15 protein-coding genes are annotated in these 16525 nt (G+C 73.0%); 5 read left to right on the forward strand and 10 right to left on the reverse strand.

The window, feature by feature from the left end:
• Positions 1 to 143 precede the first annotated feature (143 nt).
• The 5 genes from AMK19_RS38745 to AMK19_RS31450 all read left to right on the forward strand — a co-directional run bounded on the left by AMK19_RS38745 (position 144) and on the right by AMK19_RS31450 (position 5802).
• Positions 144 to 1844, forward strand: a complete 1701-nt coding sequence (locus AMK19_RS38745; protein WP_443135059.1) for a carbohydrate binding domain-containing protein — start codon at positions 144 to 146, stop codon at positions 1842 to 1844.
• 259 nt (positions 1845 to 2103) lie between these two features.
• Positions 2104 to 2349, forward strand: coding sequence for a hypothetical protein (locus tag AMK19_RS31435; protein WP_143200504.1), 246 nt, complete (start codon positions 2104 to 2106; stop codon positions 2347 to 2349).
• 166 nt (positions 2350 to 2515) lie between these two features.
• Positions 2516 to 2731, forward strand: a complete 216-nt coding sequence (locus AMK19_RS31440; protein WP_073818453.1) for a hypothetical protein — start codon at positions 2516 to 2518, stop codon at positions 2729 to 2731.
• A gap of 59 nt (positions 2732 to 2790) precedes the next feature.
• Positions 2791 to 4650: an AfsR/SARP family transcriptional regulator gene (locus AMK19_RS31445; protein ID WP_073818581.1), complete on the forward strand. Its 1860-nt coding sequence runs from the start codon at positions 2791 to 2793 to the stop codon at positions 4648 to 4650.
• A 153-nt stretch (positions 4651 to 4803) separates the two neighbouring features.
• Positions 4804 to 5802: a helix-turn-helix domain-containing protein gene (locus AMK19_RS31450; protein ID WP_073818455.1), complete on the forward strand. Its 999-nt coding sequence runs from the start codon at positions 4804 to 4806 to the stop codon at positions 5800 to 5802.
• Between the two features lie 25 nt (positions 5803 to 5827).
• On the opposite strand, the gene AMK19_RS31455 is transcribed toward AMK19_RS31450, so the two are convergent.
• The 10 genes from AMK19_RS31455 to AMK19_RS31500 are packed head-to-tail and all read right to left on the reverse strand — an operon-like array spanning position 5828 to position 16488.
• Positions 5828 to 7573 (reverse strand): MDR family MFS transporter, encoded by a 1746-nt coding sequence (locus tag AMK19_RS31455; protein WP_083647523.1) that lies wholly within the window; start codon positions 7571 to 7573, stop codon positions 5828 to 5830.
• A 40-nt stretch (positions 7574 to 7613) separates the two neighbouring features.
• Complete coding sequence (locus tag AMK19_RS31465) at positions 7614 to 8780, reverse strand: hypothetical protein (RefSeq protein WP_073818458.1); 1167 nt, start codon at positions 8778 to 8780, stop codon at positions 7614 to 7616.
• Positions 8777 to 8899, reverse strand: a complete 123-nt coding sequence (locus AMK19_RS38335; protein ID WP_274537011.1) for a hypothetical protein — start codon at positions 8897 to 8899, stop codon at positions 8777 to 8779. Before AMK19_RS38335 ends, AMK19_RS31465 begins: the two co-directional genes overlap by 4 nt.
• Positions 8896 to 9189 carry a hypothetical protein gene (locus AMK19_RS36260; protein WP_073818460.1) on the reverse strand — a complete coding sequence of 98 codons (294 nt, stop codon included), beginning with the start codon at positions 9187 to 9189 and terminating at the stop codon, positions 8896 to 8898. Before AMK19_RS36260 ends, AMK19_RS38335 begins: the two co-directional genes overlap by 4 nt.
• A complete protein-coding gene (locus tag AMK19_RS36265) occupies positions 9186 to 10202 on the reverse strand; it encodes a hypothetical protein (protein ID WP_158071969.1) in 1017 nt (338 codons plus the stop codon). The genes AMK19_RS36260 and AMK19_RS36265 overlap by 4 nt, the downstream gene beginning before the upstream one ends.
• Before the next feature lie 8 nt (positions 10203 to 10210).
• On the reverse strand, positions 10211 to 12532 hold the full coding sequence (locus AMK19_RS31480; protein WP_073818465.1) for a beta-ketoacyl-[acyl-carrier-protein] synthase family protein: 2322 nt from the start codon (positions 12530 to 12532) through the stop codon (positions 10211 to 10213).
• On the reverse strand, positions 12532 to 13569 hold the full coding sequence (locus AMK19_RS31485) for an aminomethyltransferase family protein (protein ID WP_073818467.1): 1038 nt from the start codon (positions 13567 to 13569) through the stop codon (positions 12532 to 12534). The genes AMK19_RS31480 and AMK19_RS31485 overlap by 1 nt, the downstream gene beginning before the upstream one ends.
• Positions 13570 to 13605: 36 nt before the next feature.
• Complete coding sequence (locus AMK19_RS38340; protein WP_073818470.1) at positions 13606 to 15636, reverse strand: GNAT family N-acetyltransferase; 2031 nt, start codon at positions 15634 to 15636, stop codon at positions 13606 to 13608.
• A gap of 43 nt (positions 15637 to 15679) precedes the next feature.
• Positions 15680 to 16195: a 3-hydroxyacyl-ACP dehydratase FabZ gene (gene fabZ / locus AMK19_RS31495; protein ID WP_073818473.1), complete on the reverse strand. Its 516-nt coding sequence runs from the start codon at positions 16193 to 16195 to the stop codon at positions 15680 to 15682.
• 2 nt (positions 16196 to 16197) lie between these two features.
• Positions 16198 to 16488 (reverse strand): acyl carrier protein, encoded by a 291-nt coding sequence (locus AMK19_RS31500; protein ID WP_035864774.1) that lies wholly within the window; start codon positions 16486 to 16488, stop codon positions 16198 to 16200.
• Between the last annotated feature and the right edge of the window lie 37 nt (positions 16489 to 16525).

Raw genomic sequence — 16525 nt, forward strand, 5'->3', positions numbered from 1 at the left:
CCACCCTTGCCTTTGGTCCAGACCTATTGACGAGCTCTGCCAGCGCTTTTACGATCCGGTCGGCACAGCCCCACATGTACCCACCTCACCCAGAGCCGGGCGTCACGCCCCCACGCGCATGCTCGGCGGGAAGGGAGCACCAGATGTTCCGTCGGAGCTCGCGCACGTCACGCCCGCAAGGGGCGGGCGTGGAACGCGCAGTGCAGGTGATGCGGCCCGAACCCGGGCCGACCGTTCTCAAGCGTTCCCTCGCCGGGGTGTGCGCCGCCGCCGTGGTCGGCGCCGGCCTCGCGGTGGCCGGCTCGGTCACGGCCGCCGCCGACACCACCAACCTGGTGGCCAACTCCGGCTTCGAGAACGGGCTTTCCGGCTGGACGTGTTCCGGCGCCGCGGTCGTCGGCAGCCCCGTCCACTCCGGCAGCTCCGCGCTCCAGGCCACCCCCGGCGGCCAGGACACCGCCCAGTGCAGCCAGACCATCAGCGTGCAGCCCAACTCGCAGTACACCCTGAGCGCGTTCGTCCAGGGCAGCTACGTGTACCTGGGCGCCACCGGCAACGGCCTGACCACCTCGCCGACCACCTGGACCGCCAACAACGCCTCGTACGGGCAGCTCAGCGTCGGTTTCACCACCGGCGCGAGCACCACCTCGGTGACGGTCTTCGTGCACGGCTGGTACGGGCAGCCCGCGTACTACGCGGACGACATCTCGCTGACCGGCCCCGGCGGCAGCAGCCCGTCGCCGAGCGGAAGCCCGAGCGGGAGCCCGTCGAGCAGCCCGTCGAGCAGCCCGTCGTCGAGCCCGTCCAGCAGCCCTTCGAGCAGCCCTTCGTCCAGCCCGTCGTCGAGCCCGTCCGGCAGCCCGTCGTCCAGCCCGAGTTCGGGTGACGCCACCTGCCCGACCAAGCCGAAGCCGGCCGGGAAGGTGCTGCAGGGGTACTGGGAGAACTGGGACGGCGCGTCCAACGGCGTGCATCCCGGGATGGGGTGGACGCCGATCACGGACAGCCGGATGGCGCAGCACGGCTACAACGTCATCAACGCCGCGTTCCCGGTGATCCTCTCGGACGGCACCGTGCTGTGGCAGGACGGCATGGACAGCGGCGTGAAGGTCTCCACGCCGGCCGAGATGTGCCAGGCCAAGGCGGCCGGCGCAACCATCCTGATGTCGATCGGCGGCGCGGCCGCGGGCATCGACCTGAGCTCCAGCGCCGTCGCGGACCGGTTCGTGGCGACCGTGGTGCCGATCCTGAAGAAGTACAACTTCGACGGCATCGACATCGACATCGAGACCGGCCTGTCCGGCAGCGGCAGCATCGGCACGCTGTCCCCCTCGCAGTCCAACCTGATCCGCATCATCGACGGCGTGCTCTCCCAGATGCCGGCCGGTTTCGGCCTGACCATGGCCCCGGAGACCGCGTACGTCACCGGCGGCAGCGTCACCTACGGCTCGATCTGGGGCTCGTACCTGCCGATCATCAAGAAGTACGTGGACAACGGCCGGCTGTGGTGGCTGAACATGCAGTACTACAACGGCTCCATGTACGGCTGCTCCGGCGACTCGTACTCGGCCGGTACCGTCCAGGGCTTCACCGCGCAGACCACCTGCCTGAACAACGGCCTGAACATCCAGGGCACCACCATCAAGGTCCCGTACGACAAGCAGGTCCCCGGCCTGCCGGCCCAGCCGGGCGCGGGTGGCGGCTACATGGCTCCCGGCCTGGTCAGCCAGTCGTGGAGCGCCTTCAACGGGCAGCTGAAGGGCCTGATGGACTGGTCGATCAACTGGGACGGCTCGAAGGGCTGGACCTTCGGCGACAACGTCAAGGCGCTCCAGGGCCGCTGACGTCCGAGCCGTAGCGGCTGTCCACAGGCCTGTGGACACGTGACACCGGGCAGGGCCCCGGGAGCGGAAGATCGCTCCCGGGGCCCTGCCGCCGTTTCCGCCCGATATCGCCGGATACCCCGCCTGGTCGGTTTATGCCATGTCATAAATCGACCAGGGCGATGTCGTTCGGGCACCTAGTGGCGGAGCCGAAGATGGGAGTATGCATCTGGTTCACGCACGACTTCGCGCGCCGGTCGGTCGAGGCACTCCTCCCGACTTGGCGGAATTAATCCGTTCCCATGCCGAGGACCTGGACGCACTGGAGCACGTGAGCGTGCACCGCACCGTGTCCGCCGAGGTCACGGTGGGTGTGTTCACGCTGGCGCCGTCCCTGCTGGAGGCCGAGCGCCGGACCGGCGCGCTGGTGCGGCGGGCCGTCGAAGGGGAGCCCGAGCTGGCCGGTTTCGCCGTGCTGTCGGTGGGTGCGGCCCTCGTTCCGGGGCCCTGGTGGGGCTTCGAGTAGCGGTGGGCGTGGACGGCTTAGGACAGTGCATGTTCCGTCCAGTCGACTCCTGTTCCCTCCGGGGCACGGGTGCAGCAGAGTAGTGGTGTCGGCGGGAGCAGCCGCCGACAAAAACTCCGGAGAAATTACCCGGAGAAACTCACCACACTTTCCGAGGAGAATTCCCGTGCTGGTCACCCGTGTCTCCAAGCTGGTCGCTTTCTCGGTCGCCGCAATTGCCGCCGTGGCCATTTCTGCGACGTCGGTGGAATACTCCGGGAATGTCGCCGGCGACGTCACCTGGGGCCAGGTCGGCAGCAACACCGGCCTCGCGCCGCTGACCCCGACGGACGGCCCGACCGCGGTCGTCGGCCCGAACGGCGACGTCACCTGGGGCGGCTGAGCACCACCGAGCACACCGACGAGCACATCCGACCGATCGCACTCACGGGGGTGAAGACGATGGAATTCCTGGTCCTGGGCGCGCTTGAGACGCGCCAGGGCGGCGTCCTGGTGGACGTCCGAGGCATGCGGCAGCAGAGACTCCTGGCGCTGCTGCTCCTGAACGCCGGCCGGGTGGTGCCGATGGACTTCCTGGTGGACGAGCTGTGGGAGGACCCGCCGCCGTCGGCCAGACCGCAGGTGCACAACGCGATCCGCGACCTGAGACGGGTGCTGGCCGCCGGCGAGCACCGGCTGGTGACGGTGGACGTCGGGTACCGGCTGGTGGCGCCCGAGGACGCGGTGGACTCGCACCGCTTCACCCGCCAGGTGCGGGAGGCCCGGGCCGCCGAACGCGACGGGCGGTTCCCGGAGGCGATCCGGCTGCTGCAGTCCGCGGTCGACCTGTGGCGCGGCGAGGCCTTCGCGGGCATCCACTGCCCGGCGGTGACCAGTGCGGCGGTCAAGCTGAACGAGCAGCGGCTGACCGCGATCGAGGACCTGATGGCGTTGCGCCTGAAGGTCGGTGAGACCTCTTCGCTGGTGGGCGAGTTGACGGCGCTGCTGGCGGAGTACCCGCTGCGCGACTCGCTGCGGCGGAGCCTGATGACGGCGCTGTGCCGCAGCGGACGGCAGGCGCACGCGCTGGCGGTGTACGACGAGGGCCGCCGCTTCCTGGCGGACGAACTCGGCCTGGAGCCGAGCCCCCAACTGCGGGCCCTGCAGGCGGAGATCCTCGCCGACGCGCCCGGCGTGCACGACGCGCCCGGGCCGGTCGCCGAACCGGCGGCGCGGCCGTCCGCCGGGACGGACCCGGCGCCCGGACAGCGGCCGAACTGCCTGCCGCACGACCTCGCGGACTTCGTCGGCCGCACCGGTGAACTGGCGCTGCTCCAGGAGGCGGTGGCCCGGCGGGCGGCGGGCGCGCCGCTGATGCTGGCCATCGACGGCATGGGCGGCGTCGGCAAGACCACCCTGGCGGTGCGCCTCGCGCACCGGGTGACCGCCGACTTCCCGGACGGCCAGTTCTTCGCCGCGCTGGACGGCTTCGACGAGACCCGGCCGCCGGTGCCGCCGGCCCAGGCGCTGGCCGCGCTGCTGCACGCGGACGGGATGCCGCCGGAGCGGATTCCCGCGTCGCTGGAGGAGCGGTCCGCGCTGTGGCGCTCCCGGCTGGCGGGCCGGCGCTGCCTGCTGGTGCTGGACGACGCGTCCACCAGTGCGCAGGTGCGCCCGCTGCTGCCGGGCGCCGGCGAGACCCTGGTGCTGGTGACCAGCCGCCGGAAGCTGAGCGCGCTGGACGGATCGGTGGCGCTGCCGTTGGACGTGCTGCCGCCGGGTGACGCGGTGGAGCTGCTCGCCCGGGTGGCCGGGGAGCGCCGGGTGGCGCGGGAGCCGGTCCGGGCGGCGGAGGCGGCGGCGCTGTGCGGCTACCTGCCGCTGGCGGTGCGGATCGCCGCGACCCGGCTGCGCGACCGTCCGGCGTGGTCGGTCGCGGACCTGGTGGAGCGGCTGGCCGACCCGGCGCGGCGGGCGCGCTGCCTGCGCACCTCGGACCGCGACCTGATGGCGCTGCTGCGCGCGTCCTACCAGTACCTGGACCGGGTGCAGCAGCGGTTCAGCTGCCTGATGAGCCGTCAGCCGGTCGACGCGTTCGACGTGGACCGGGCGGCGGCGGTGACCGGGTTGAGCGCGGACGAGGTGGAGTGCTGCCTCGACGCGCTGTTCGAGAACAACCTGATCCGGCAGGAGGGCTCGGCACTGTTCTCGTTCCACAGCCTGGTGCGGGACTGCTCGCGACTGCTGCCCGATCCGCCCGACGCGGCCGGGTCCGCAACGGTTCTGACGGTCGGTCGGCCGGTGGTCGCCGCAGCGCTCTGAGCGGATTCGGAGAAGGTTTCCCCGGTTGTGTCCGCAACGCCGTTGTTCGGACATGTTTCCGGAATGTTCGGGTCAGGGTGTGGTTGCCGTGTGTCAGTAAGCTCAGGAAAAGATGTAGTTCTTACTGGCGCTGATCGAAACGGGGACCGATCCATGCTGGATGTTCTGGGGCTCGATGCGGAGGCCGAGTCCATATACCGCCGGATGCTGGCCGATCCGCGGGCCGGTGTCGGCGCCCTCGCGGCGGCCCTGGGCCTCACCGAGGAGAGAGTACGCACCGGCCTGGACCGATTGAGCGAACTGGCCCTGATCCAGCCGTCCGGCCGGGAGGGCATCGGGTTCCGGGCAGTGGGGCCGGAGACCGCGATGGAAGTGCTGTTGGCCCGTCAGCAGGCCGAGCTGGCCGCCCAGCAGTTGCGGGTGGAGGCGTCGCGGGCCGCGGCGGCCCAACTGATCGCGGAGTGCTCGGCGTTCCGGCCGACCGCCACCGACGCGGCGTCCGAGCAGCTGAACGGGCCGGAGATGATCCGCGAGCGGCTGGCCGAACTGGCCGGGTCGGTGCGCCACGAGGTGGCGACCTTCGCCCCCGGCGGCGCCCACACCGAGGAGGACCTGCGGGCCAGCCGGCAGCCGAACACGGCGTTGCTGGAACGCGGCGTCCAGATGCGCACCGTCTACCTGGACAGCGTCCGCAACCACCGGCCGACCCTGGACCACGTGACCTGGCTGAACCTGCGGGGCGGCCAGGTCCGCACGGTGCCCGAACTCCCCATCCGCATGATCATCTTCGACCGGCAGCAGGCCGTCCTCCCGATCGACACCGAGGACGCCCGGGCCGGCGCGGTGGTGCTGCGCGGCGCCGGCACGGTGGCCGCGCTGTGCGCGCTGTTCGAGGGCGTGTGGGCGAGCGCGATCCCGGTCGGCGACGCGCCCCGGTGCTGCGACACCGACGAAATGGCCCCGCACGAGCTCGCCGTGCTGAAGATGCTCGCCCAGGGCCACACCGACGAGGCCATCGCCAAGCGCATGGGCGTCTCCCCGCGCACCGCCCGCCGGTTCGCCGCCAACCTGATGGAACGCCTGGACGCCCGCAGCCGGTTCGAGGCCGGGGTGCACGCCGTCCAGGACGGCTGGCTCCCCGCCACGCGCTGACCGCGGGCGTCGTGCCGATGGCCGATCAGGCCTGCTGCGCCGCCAGTTGGCGCTTCTCCATCCGGTCCGCGAGGAGGAGCGCCACCGCGGGCAGCAGCGTCGCCCCGTAGACCCAGAGCAGCCAGCCGAAGGAGTGCGCGAACGCGGCCGGCACCATGCCGTGGTGGCTGCGGGCCGAGTCCGTCAGCACCACGGTGACCACCGCGATGGCCAGCGCGCCGCCGATCCGCTGGGTCAGGTTGAGCTGCGCGGAGGCGTCCGGGATGGACTCCTGACGGATCGACTGGAACGCCCGGGTCATCGTCGGGACGATGGTCAGGCCCGTGCCCAGGCCGCGGATCACCAGGCTGCCGCAGATCAGCGGGTACGCGGTGGTGCCGGTCAGGCCGGTCATCGGGATGGTCGCGACGATCGTCAGGCTGATGCCGATCAGCACCGTCGCACCGCCGCCGATCTTCCGCAGCAGCACCCGGGACAGCCACGCCGCGGTCACCACGCCCAGGCCGCCGGTGGACATCAGCAGACCGGTGGTCACCGCGGACTCGCCGCGGGCGTCCTCGAAGTACAGCGGGATCAGCATCATCGGCGAGTACAGGACGAAGCCCAGGCAGAAGATGTTCACCACGGCCGTCGCGTACACCGGGATGCGGAACAGCCGCAGGTCCAGCAGCGGGAACTTCGCCTTCAGCTCGCGCACCACGAACACCGCCGCACCGACCACGGCCAGACCCAGCGGCAGCAGCAGCGAGACGCTCGCCTTCGCACCCTGCTCGGCGTACTCGTGGATGGCCAGCACCAGCGAGACGGTGGCGGTCGCCGAGGAAACCAGGCCCAGCAGGTCCAGCGGCTTCGCGCTGCCGGCCGGCGGGGCGTCCTTGCGGACCCAGCGCACGGCGGCGAACAGCAGCACCGCGCAGAGCGGGATGTTCACCACGTACACCGCCGACCAGCCGCCCAGGGCGACCAGCAGACCGCCGATGGTCGGGCCGAGCAGCGGACTGATCAGCATCACCGAGCCGTTCAGGCCCTGCACCCGGCCCAGGTGCTCGCGCGGCACGCCGCGGGTCAGCAGGATCGTCGACGCCGGGATCAGGACGCCGGCGGCCGCGCCGGACACGCCGCGGAACGCGATCAGCTGGTCCAGCGACTGGGCGGCGGCACAGCCCAGCGAACCCAGCGCGAACAGGGTGGTCGCCGCGACGAACACCCGCTTGGTGCCGAACCGGGTGGACAGCCAGCCGGTCGCGGGCATGGTCGCCGCGAGCGCCAGCAGGTAGGCCGTCACCACCCACTGCACCTGGTTGATGCCGCCGAAGCGGGCGGTGGTCTCCTGCATGGAGACGTTGACGATGGTGGTGTCCAGCATCGCGATGAACCCGCCGCCGATGGCGACGGCCATGGTGATCAGCGCGGACTTGGACGGGCCTCCGCCGTCCTGGCCGGACTGCCCGGCCGGGGCGTCGGCCTTCGTGTCGGCCTTCGCGTCGACCGCGGGCGTTCCGGGAGCTTCGGGGGCCTCCGGCTCGGCGACGGCGACGGCGACCGCCTGGTCGACCACGGCTGCGGGCTCGGTGGTCTTCGGGGCGGCGGGCTTCTTCTTCGCGGCGGTGGCGGGCTTGGCGGTGGCAGTGGGCTTGGTGGCAGTGGGCTTGGCGGCGGCGGGCTTGGCGGCGGTGGGCTTCGCGGCGGGCTTGCGCGCCGGGCCCGGATTGCGGCGGGCCTTGCCCTTGGCCGCGTTCACCGTGGTGCGGGCGGGCTGCTTGGTGGGCATCTTCGCGGGTCCTTCATCAGCGGGAGGAGGGGTGTCCGGGTCACTCGGCGGCGAGCAGGGCGCGTTCGACCTCGTCCAGGACGGCCTCGGCGGCCGGGCGGGCGTCGGGCCGGTTGCGGCAGGACAGCGTGAGTTCGGTGCGGCCGTCGATCTGGCAGGTGCTCAGGAACATCTCGGCGTACGGGACGAGCATCGGCAGGGTGCAGTACTCGGTGGGGCGGAACTGCGCGGTGCGGTACAGCTCGGTGTCGATCCGGCCGTGATCGGTGAGGATCGCGGTGCAGGGGAAGCGGGTGCCGTCCAGCTCCTGGGCTTCCCGCAGCGAGTTCGCGAACGGGTTGTTGCGCAGGAAGTCCCGTTCCAGGGCGGCGACTTCGCGCTTGCGGAGCATGGCGGCGAGCAGCTGGCTGTGCAGCCGGTTCCAGCGGTCCTCGCGGTGCAGGTCGAGGACCAGCTGGGACGTCAGGTTGGCGGTGGAGCGCACCTCGCGGTCGTGGCGGCGGAGGTCCACCGGGATGATCAGGCGGCCGGCGTCGGCGGTCAGCAGCCGGGAGACGGCCGCGCCGATCCGGGCGGTGACGGCGGACGGCGTCGCGGCGATCGAGCGTCGCAGCCAGAGCGCCGTCCCGTCGGCGGGGCCCTGCCCGAGGATCGCGGGTTCGCCTTCCACCCGGGCCGGGACGGGGGCGGCCGGGACGGGGGCGGCGGCGGCGCGGAAGTGCGTGTCGTCGACGGTGGAGTCGGCGCCGATCAGGGCCTCGCCGCGCAGCGCGCGGAACAGGTCCTCGATCCAGTACCGCAGGCCGCGACCGTCGGTGACGATGTGGCTGGCCCGCACCACCAGCCGGCTGATCACCGGCCCGTTGGCGAGGCCCACCTCGCAGACCGGCCCGGCCACCACGTCCAGGTCCCGGTGGAAGAACGGGTGCTCGAACCCGGCGTCGGCGGGCAGCTCGGTGATCGGCGGCAGCGCGTCCTCGGCCCGCCAGTTGGGGCCTTTGCGGCGGACCGCGAGCCCCGGGTTGGCGGCGGTCGACTGCCGTACCGCGTCCGCGAGTTGCTCCGGGTCGATGCGGCCCTCGCCCTCGATCACCATCTGGATCAGCTGCGGGGTGCCGGTGGCGTTGGCGTTCAGGTAGCCGCGCTCGATCTGGGAGATCCGCCGGGAGTAGGCCCGGGCGGGCGTGGCAACGGCGGTGGCGGTCATGCGGCGAGCTCCAAGGTCGGGGCGGCGAAGTCCTCGGTCGGGGCGGCGAGTTCGGACGTCGGGGCGGGGGCGGGGGCGGGCGTCGGCTCCGGGCGGGCGTCGGTCGCGGTGGCGGTCATGCGACGAGCTCCAGGGCCGGGGCGACGGAGTCCTCGGTCGGGGCGGCGGGTTCGGGCAGGCAGTCCCACTGCGCGCAGGTGCGCGCCACGACCTGGCGCTGCGCGCGGCCGGGTCCGGCCGGTGGCATCGGGGCCGAACCGGAGTCCGCCTGCGGGCCGACGGGTTCGGCCGAGCAGTCCCACCGCGTACAGGTGCGGGCCGCGGCGGCGGTACCGGCGGTCGCTTCGCCGGGCTCGGCCGGCCGGCCCTGCCCCGGCTGCGGGTGGGCCGCGGCGGCGGTGGCGGTCATGCGGTGGGCTCCAGGGTGAGGGCTTCGGTGCGGGTGGCGGGGGTGCTGGGGGCGGGCTGCCACCACCAGCGGACGGTGGCGGGGGCGTCGGTGGCGAGGGCCAGGTGGAGGCCTTGGCCGAGGTCGGTGGAGCGGACCAGGTGGCCGGTGTTGGTGGGGCGCCAGCCGGCCCGCCAGTCGGGGAGCCGGACGCCCGCGAAGGTCTCCTTGCGCAGGTGGGAGGCCTTGATGAGGGCCTCGCACTCGGCGAAGTCCCGCATGGTGGCGGGTTCGCCGTCGGGGCGGCCGAGCAGCGCGCCCAGCCACTGCATCGCGTACGGGCGGTCCCGGTGGTCCTGGAGGTCCACGCCGACGGTCTGGCCGGAGACCAGCGCCACCGTCGAGTACGCGTCGCAGTGCGCGACCGAGGCGGTGAGGCCGAGCGCCGGGACGCTCCACCGCCGGTGTTCGTCGCGGGCGAGCTCGCGGGGGCTCAACCGCACCCCGTACAGGCTCGCCACGGCCTCGGTGATCAGCCACCGGCCGGCGTCGTTGAGCCGGTGGCCCATCCGGTCGCGCGGCAGGTGCGGGTGCCGGGTGACGAGGCAGTCGATGGCTGCCTCCTCGTCCGAACTGCCGTGCTGCGCACCGGTGGTGAGCGGCCCGGGGCGGGCGGGCGTCCGGAGGTCCGTGGTCGCCCGGGCGGGCCGGCGGGGGGTCTGGGTGGGTGCCGGGCCGCCGCCCGGCACCCGGCCGGAGTGCGGTGCCCCGCCGGGCAGCGCCTCCGGCGTCCGGGACGGCGCGAGCGCCGTCGTGCCCCCGCCGACCAGGTCGGTCTCCGGGCGCTGCTCCTCCAGCCAGTCCCCGGCCCGTCCGGCCCGTCCGGCCCGCTCGACCGTCGCCGGGTCCGTGCCGACCGGGCCCGCCCCGGCCAGGACCGGGCCCATCCGGCCGGCCCAGCCGAGCATCACCAGGTCGGTCTCCGGGCGCTGCTCCTCCAGCCAGTCCCCGGCGGCCCGCAGGGCGCTTCGCACGGCGCCCATCACGGCCTCGCGTCGAACACCGCGGCAGCGTAGGAGCCGCCGTAGGCGAAGCTGGAGAGCAGCAGGCGTCCGGCGGGGGCGTCGCCGGCGAGGGCGGCGACCAGGCCGAGGGCGCCGGCCGAGCCGTAGGTCTCGCCGAGCAGGGCCTTGGGGGTGACCGCGGGGCGGTCGGCGAGGCCCGCCAGCGCCAGGGCGCGGGACTGGGCGACGTCCACCAGGCGGTAGCCGGAGGCGGCGGAGACGACCGTGTCGATCTGCTCGGGCGTGGAGTCGGCCTCGGCGAGGGCGGAGCGCAGGGCGCGGGCCCAGGCCTCGCCGTCGCGGCCGATCCGTCCGATGCCGGCCGGTTCGCCGGAGGCGCCGAAGCCGCGCACGTCCGCCAGGACGCTCGCGCCGCGGGCGGCGGCGGAGGCCTCGGACTCCAGCAGGATGGCGGCCGCGCCCTCGGAGAGCACGGTGCCGGTGCCGCCGCCGGGGACCACGTGCGGGGTCTTGGCGTATCCGGGCAGCCGGGCCTGGGTGGCCAGGGCCTGCTCGGGGAACTCGTCGGCGACCACGACCATGATCCGGTCGGCCATGCCGCGGGCGATGACCCGGGCGGCCAGCTGGAGCGCGAGGACGGAGGAGGTGCCGCCGTTGGCGATGGTGGCGGTGTAGCCGCGGTAGCGGTGCAGCATGCCGACGTGTCCGGCGGCGGCGTTGACGACCGTGTTGGCGAAGGTCGCCGGGTTGGCGCCGGTGATGCCCTTGGTGAGGACGCCGTGGTGGAAGTCCAGCACCGAGGTGACCGGGCCGTAGCCGGTGGCGAAGACGATGCCGGTGCCCTCGGCCTCGGCGCGGGACGGCTTGCCGTGCCGCTCGTACAGGTCGCCGACGGCGCCGGCGGCGAGCACGCCCAGCGGGTCCATCCGGCGGGCCTTGCTGGGGTTGAGGCGCTTGGCGACGGCCTTGACGTCGATCCGGCCGATCGGGCGCTCGCCGATGCCGGCGACCTGCTCCAGGGTGTCGAAGCCGACCCGGCCGGCGGCGAGCGCGGCGGTCAGTTCGGCGGTGGAGGCGGACGAGCCGGCCAGGCCGGCCACGCCGGTGACCACCACGTGGTGCACGGGCTGCGTACGCCGGGCCGAACGGGCGGGCCGGCCGGGCTTGTTGAGGACGACGGTGGCGTTGTTGCCGCCGAACGCGAAGGAGTTGGAGGCGACCACTTCCAGCGGCGCGGGGCGCCCGGCGTTCGGGACGATGTCCAGTCCGAACGGGGAGTCGACGCCGCGGGTGCTGAGCGTCGGCGGGATGATGCCCCGATCGATCGCCATGGTGGAGACGATCGCCTCGACCGCGCCGGCCGCGCCCAGGGTGTGGCCGAGCATCGACTTGGTGGAGCTGGCGGGCGGCACCTCGGCGCCGAACAGCAGCTTCACGGCCTTGGGCTCGGACACGTCGTTGGCGGGGGTGCCGGTGCCGTGCAGGTTGACGTAGTCGACGTCCTCGGGGGCGAGGCCGGCGGTCTGCAGGGCCTGGGCCATCGCGGCGGCCGCGCCCTTGCCGCTCGGGTCGGGGGCGGTCTGGTGGTAGCCGTCGCAGGAGAGGCCGTAGCCGCCGAGTTCGGCGAGCGGGGCGGCGCCGCGTTCGGCGGCCCGCTCGGCGGACTCCAGGACCATGAAGCCCGCGCCCTCGCCGAGGGTGAGCCCGGTGGAGGCGGACATCGGCGCGCACGGCTCGGGGTCGAGCGCGCCGAGGGCGGAGAACCCGTACGCGGAGAGCTGGGCCAGCGGGTCGACGCCGCCGCAGATGACGTAGTCGACCTCGCCCTTCCAGAGCAGTTCGGCGGCGTAGCCGAGGGCGACGGCGCTGGCCGCGCAGGCGTTGGAGAGCACCACGCGGGGGCCGCGCAGGTCGAACTCGGCGGCGATGAAGTCGCCCACGCACGGGAGTTGGGAGCCGGCGGCCTGGACGGCGTCCAGCACGCCGTCCTTCACCAGGCCGCGGTGCACGTTCTCCAGGGTGGGCATCGCGCCGAGGCTGGAGCCGACCACGACGGCGACCCGGTCGCGGTCCACGGTGTCCAGGTCGAGGCCCGAGTTGCGCAGGGCCTCGCGGATCGCGGTGGCCGCCAGCGCGTAGCAGCGGTCCAGGTCGTCCGGCTGCTCGGCGGTGACCATGCCGGCCCAGTCGGTGAGCAGCTGGGTGGTGTCGAACAGGGTGTTGGTGCGGATGCCGGAGACGCCCTGGGAGATGGACGTCCAGCTCTTCTCGACGTCGTCGCCGGCGCCGGTGATCAGGCCCAGGCCGGTGAGGGCGATGCGTTCGGTGGTCTTGGTCATCAGTGGATCCGGGTGGTCAGCGAGGCGGCGATGACGCGGGGCTGGGTGACGGTGCGCACCGGGGTGCCGGCGCCGTCCGTGTCGGCGGCGGAGAGCTCCAGGCCGGGGACCCAGAACGGGGCGTCCAGCAGGGCGACGATCAGTTCCTCGTCGGCGTTGGCGGACGGGGCCTGCCAGATGACGGTGCCGACCTGCTGCCCGCCGGCGGTGACCGGGGTGCCGGCCGTGAAGGCGGCGCCGGCCGGGGCGGCCAGGGCGGTGATCTTCGCGTTCTCGGCGGTGGGCTTGACCAGCTCCTCGGAGCCGAGGAACTCGCCGATCCGGTTCCAGTCGACCATCCAGGCCAGGTCGGCCTCGTGCACCGGCAGGCCGGCGAAGCCCGCGGCGTAGACCGCCATGCCGGCCTCGGCCTGGACCCGGGCCAGGCCCTCGGCGCCGACCTCGGCGCCGCCCTCGGCGGCCACCGCGTCGACGGCGGCGGTGTGGCCGGCCTCGGGGGCGTTGGAGAGCAGCAGGTAGCCGTACTCGCCGGTGGTGCCGACGCGGGCCAGGTGGGCCAGCGCGGCGGGCTCGCCGGGGACGTTGGCCTCGGTGACGCCGTGCAGGGTCAGGCCGGAAATGTCGAACTCGACGAACGCGGCGGCCGCGGCCCAGGCCTTCGGGCCCTCGAACGCGGTGGCGCCCCAGCCCTCGGGGGCGACCTCGACGGTGACGTCGGACGGGGCGTCCAGCGCCTCCAGGTAGCCGGTCAGGGCGTCGATCGAGACCGGGGTGCGGGGCAGCAGCCAGGAGTCGTCGCCGATCTCGAAGTGCAGCAGGATCGCGAACGGCGAGCCGTCCTGGTTCAGCGCCAGCGCCTCGCGGACGGAGTCCGGCTCGACGTACTCGCTGGACTTGGCCAGGAACAGGTCGAGGAACTCGTAGCGGTCGCCGCCGGAGATCCGGACCAGCGGGGCGGTGATCGGGTAGGCGCCGATGGCGGTGCGGACGGTGGTGTAGTCGTCCTGCGCGGTGCGCACGGCAACGGTGGTGGTCATGGCTTCGGTGGTCCTTTCGAGGGTGTTCACGGGGTGTCAGATCGCGGGTGCGGGGTGGACGGACAGCTGCCAGGCGGCCTCGGTGGCGGCCGCCGCGCAGCCGATCAGCAGTCCGGAGGAGGTGGTGCGCAGGACGATTTCCGGCGCGCCGGGCCCGTCGGTGGCGGGCGCGAGGTGCAGCCACTGGCCGCTGGTGAGCCGGACGGCCGCGGCGGACGCCCAGACCTGCCGGAAGGCGGTGGCGTCGAGCTCGTGGCGCCGGCCGGCGGAGTGCAGCACCACGGCGGTGCCCGCCGGGGTGTCGGGGGTGAGCCAGAGCACCGTCTCCTCGTCCGCGCCGGGGGCGTGGACGTCGATCCGGACCGGCTCGGCGGCCTGCTCGGGGGCGGTGACCTCCCAGCTGATCCGCTCCTGCGGGGCGGCCAGGCCGAACGGGTGCTTCTGCTCCCACTCGTGGACGGTCGGGACGCCCCAGCCGAGGCCGGTGGCGAGCGAGTGCCGGTGGTGCTCCAGGGTGACCCAGGCGCCTGCGCTCCAGCGCGGGTTGCAGCCGAAGGCGCGGGTGCGGGGGGCGGGGCTGCGCAGCACCTTGGTGCCGTTCTCGGTCCAGGAGGTGATTCCGCCGGCGTTCGCCTTGACGGTCACCTTCCGTTCGCCGGTGGCGGGTTCGGCCGCTGCGGTGGTGCGGGGGGTGGTGGCGTGGTCGGCGCCGGTGCGGAGTTCGGTGCGCAGCCGGGCGGTGCCGTCGGCGTCGGGCTCCAGGTGGCGTTCGACCAGGGTGGTGTGGATCAGCCGGACCGGTCCGGCGGCCGGGAGGGAGATCCGGGTGGCGCCGTCGGTCCAGGCCAGGGTGGATCCGGCCGGCGCGGTCCGGGCGGCGGCGACCACCTCGGAGGTGTCGCGGACGCCGATGCCGGTGCCGATCGGGTGCTGGACGGTGATGGCGTCGGGGCCGGTCAGGGCGAAGTCGCCCTGGCGGAGTCCGACGGTCTGGAAGATCCGGCCGGGCCGGGTGGTGCAGGTGAACTGCTGTTCCAGCACGCCCCGGTGGAGCGTGAGGGTGCCGGTGACCTGGTTGCCGCCGGTGGTCTCGCGGACCTGGACGCCGTGTTCGACGGGGTGGATCTCCAGCTCGCGGGCCTGGCCTTCGCGCCAGCCGGCCGAGCGGTCGGCCTCGGCGCTGGGCCAGGTGGAGACGAAGACCGGTCCGTGGTGGCCCTCGGCGTGCACAGTGAGGGTGCCTTCGGCGGTGTCCAGTTCGGCGGTGAGGCCGCTGTCGCCGAAGCGGTGCGGTTCGGCCGGCGCCTGGATCCGGACCTCGTACGGCGGTTCGGCGATCTTCAGCGGGCGGGTGGCGCCGTCGGGGGTGGTGAGCGCCGCGTCCAGCATCAGGCCGCGGTCCACGTCGATGGTGGCGTCGAGCTTGAACTCGCCGAGGGCCAGAGCGTAGGCGACGGTGCGGATTCCGTCCACCACCCGTACGTCGGAACGGAGTTCGTCGTCGCGGCCGCCGGCGACGTTGCCGAAGCTGCTGAGCTGGCCGAGCGCCGCCAGCGCCTCGGGGTCGAGGTCGTGGAAGACGCTGCGCAGGATCAGCGGGATGTAGTTGTGCAGCTCGACGTTGCCGTCCTCGCCGGGGATGGTCTCGCCGACCGACACGCAGCCGACCCGCCGGTACAGCTTGAAGGCGACGGTGTTGGCCGGGTTGACGGTCAGGCGGAGCACCAGGCAGCCGCAGCGCATCATCCATTCGACGGCTTCGGTGAACAGCCGTCCGGTGATGACGCCGTTGCGGTAGGCCGGGGCGACGAAGAACATGTCGGCGATGAGCTCGCCGGCCCGGGCGGAGCGGCGTCCGGTGCTGTGGAACAGCCCGAAGGTGCCCACCACCCGGCCTTCGTCGACGGCGATCAGGAACGTCGCGGTGTCGCGTTCGGCGAGTTCCCGTTCGAGTTCGTCGCCGGTGATTCCGCCCGCCACCGGGTTGGGGTTGTCGCGGTGACGGTTGTACAGCTCGGCGATGTCATGCGCGTCGCCCTCCTGGTACGGGCGGATCGTGATGGACATTCCACACCTCCTTGTCTGATCCGGTGGGGTGGCCGGGGACGGCTCAGCCCTTGCGTTCGGTGGTGACGATCAGCGAGCCGGCGGCGGCGAGTTCGGTGCCGACGGAGGCCCGGACGGAGACGGAGCGCAGGCCGCCGAGCTTCTGGCCGAGCTTGGCCTCCAGGGTGAGCTGGTCGCCGGGGACGACCAGCCGGGAGAACTTCATCGAGCTGATCGAGCCGAGGTAGCCGACGCTCGACGACGGGTCGCCCTCGGCCGGCGCGGGAGCCTCCAGCAGCTCGGCGACGTAGACCACGGCGACCAGCTGGGCCATCGCCTCGACGATCATCACGCCGGGCATGATCGAGTGGTCGGGGTAGTGGCCGGCGAAGAACGGCTCGTTCACCGAGACGCTCTTGATGCCGCGTCCGGAGACGCCGGGGACCACGTCGTACGCGCGGTCGATCATCAGCATCGGCCAGCGGTGCGGCAGCATCCGCTTGATGTCGTCGGAGGAGTAGGCGAAGGTCTTCGGCTTCTCCTTGGCGACCGGCCGGGTGGGTGCGACGGCAGTGGCCACGGTCAGACCTCGCGGGCTTCGATGAAGTCGACCAGGGCGTTGATGGAGCCGAAGGCCTCGAAGTCGTCGTCGCTGATCAGCACGTCGTACTCGTTGTTGATCATGACGACGATCTCCAGGGTGTCCAGCGAGTCCATCTCCAGGCCGCGGCCGAACAGCGGCTGGTTGTCGGAGACGACCTCGGCCTCGGCGTCCAGGCCCAGGCGGTCGATGATCATCGACTTGATCTTGAGGTTCTTCTCCAGGCGCTGCTCGGCCTGGGTCCGGACGTCCTCGAAGGTGGCGGTGGACATGATGTGCCTTTCCGTTGGGAGTTGATGGAACGTCAGT

Origin of the sequence: Kitasatospora sp. CB01950, from assembly GCF_001905465.1 — a bacterium.
In the GTDB taxonomy this organism is placed as follows: domain Bacteria; phylum Actinomycetota; class Actinomycetes; order Streptomycetales; family Streptomycetaceae; genus Kitasatospora.

Coding starts and splice junctions, on each gene's coding strand:
- AMK19_RS31465 (WP_073818458.1), bottom strand. CDS start 8,780: ATGACCGCCACCGCCGTTGCCACGCCCGCCCGGGCCTACTCCCGGCGG.
- AMK19_RS31455 (WP_083647523.1), bottom strand. CDS start 7,573: ATGCCCACCAAGCAGCCCGCCCGCACCACGGTGAACGCGGCCAAGGGC.
- AMK19_RS31445 (WP_073818581.1), top strand. CDS start 2,791: ATGGAATTCCTGGTCCTGGGCGCGCTTGAGACGCGCCAGGGCGGCGTC.
- AMK19_RS31500 (WP_035864774.1), bottom strand. CDS start 16,488: ATGTCCACCGCCACCTTCGAGGACGTCCGGACCCAGGCCGAGCAGCGC.
- AMK19_RS31450 (WP_073818455.1), top strand. CDS start 4,804: ATGCTGGATGTTCTGGGGCTCGATGCGGAGGCCGAGTCCATATACCGC.
- AMK19_RS38745 (WP_443135059.1), top strand. CDS start 144: ATGTTCCGTCGGAGCTCGCGCACGTCACGCCCGCAAGGGGCGGGCGTG.
- AMK19_RS31485 (WP_073818467.1), bottom strand. CDS start 13,569: ATGACCACCACCGTTGCCGTGCGCACCGCGCAGGACGACTACACCACC.
- AMK19_RS38335 (WP_274537011.1), bottom strand. CDS start 8,899: ATGACCGCCACCGCGACCGACGCCCGCCCGGAGCCGACGCCCGCCCCC.
- AMK19_RS36260 (WP_073818460.1), bottom strand. CDS start 9,189: ATGACCGCCACCGCCGCCGCGGCCCACCCGCAGCCGGGGCAGGGCCGG.
- AMK19_RS31480 (WP_073818465.1), bottom strand. CDS start 12,532: ATGACCAAGACCACCGAACGCATCGCCCTCACCGGCCTGGGCCTGATC.
- AMK19_RS38340 (WP_073818470.1), bottom strand. CDS start 15,636: ATGTCCATCACGATCCGCCCGTACCAGGAGGGCGACGCGCATGACATC.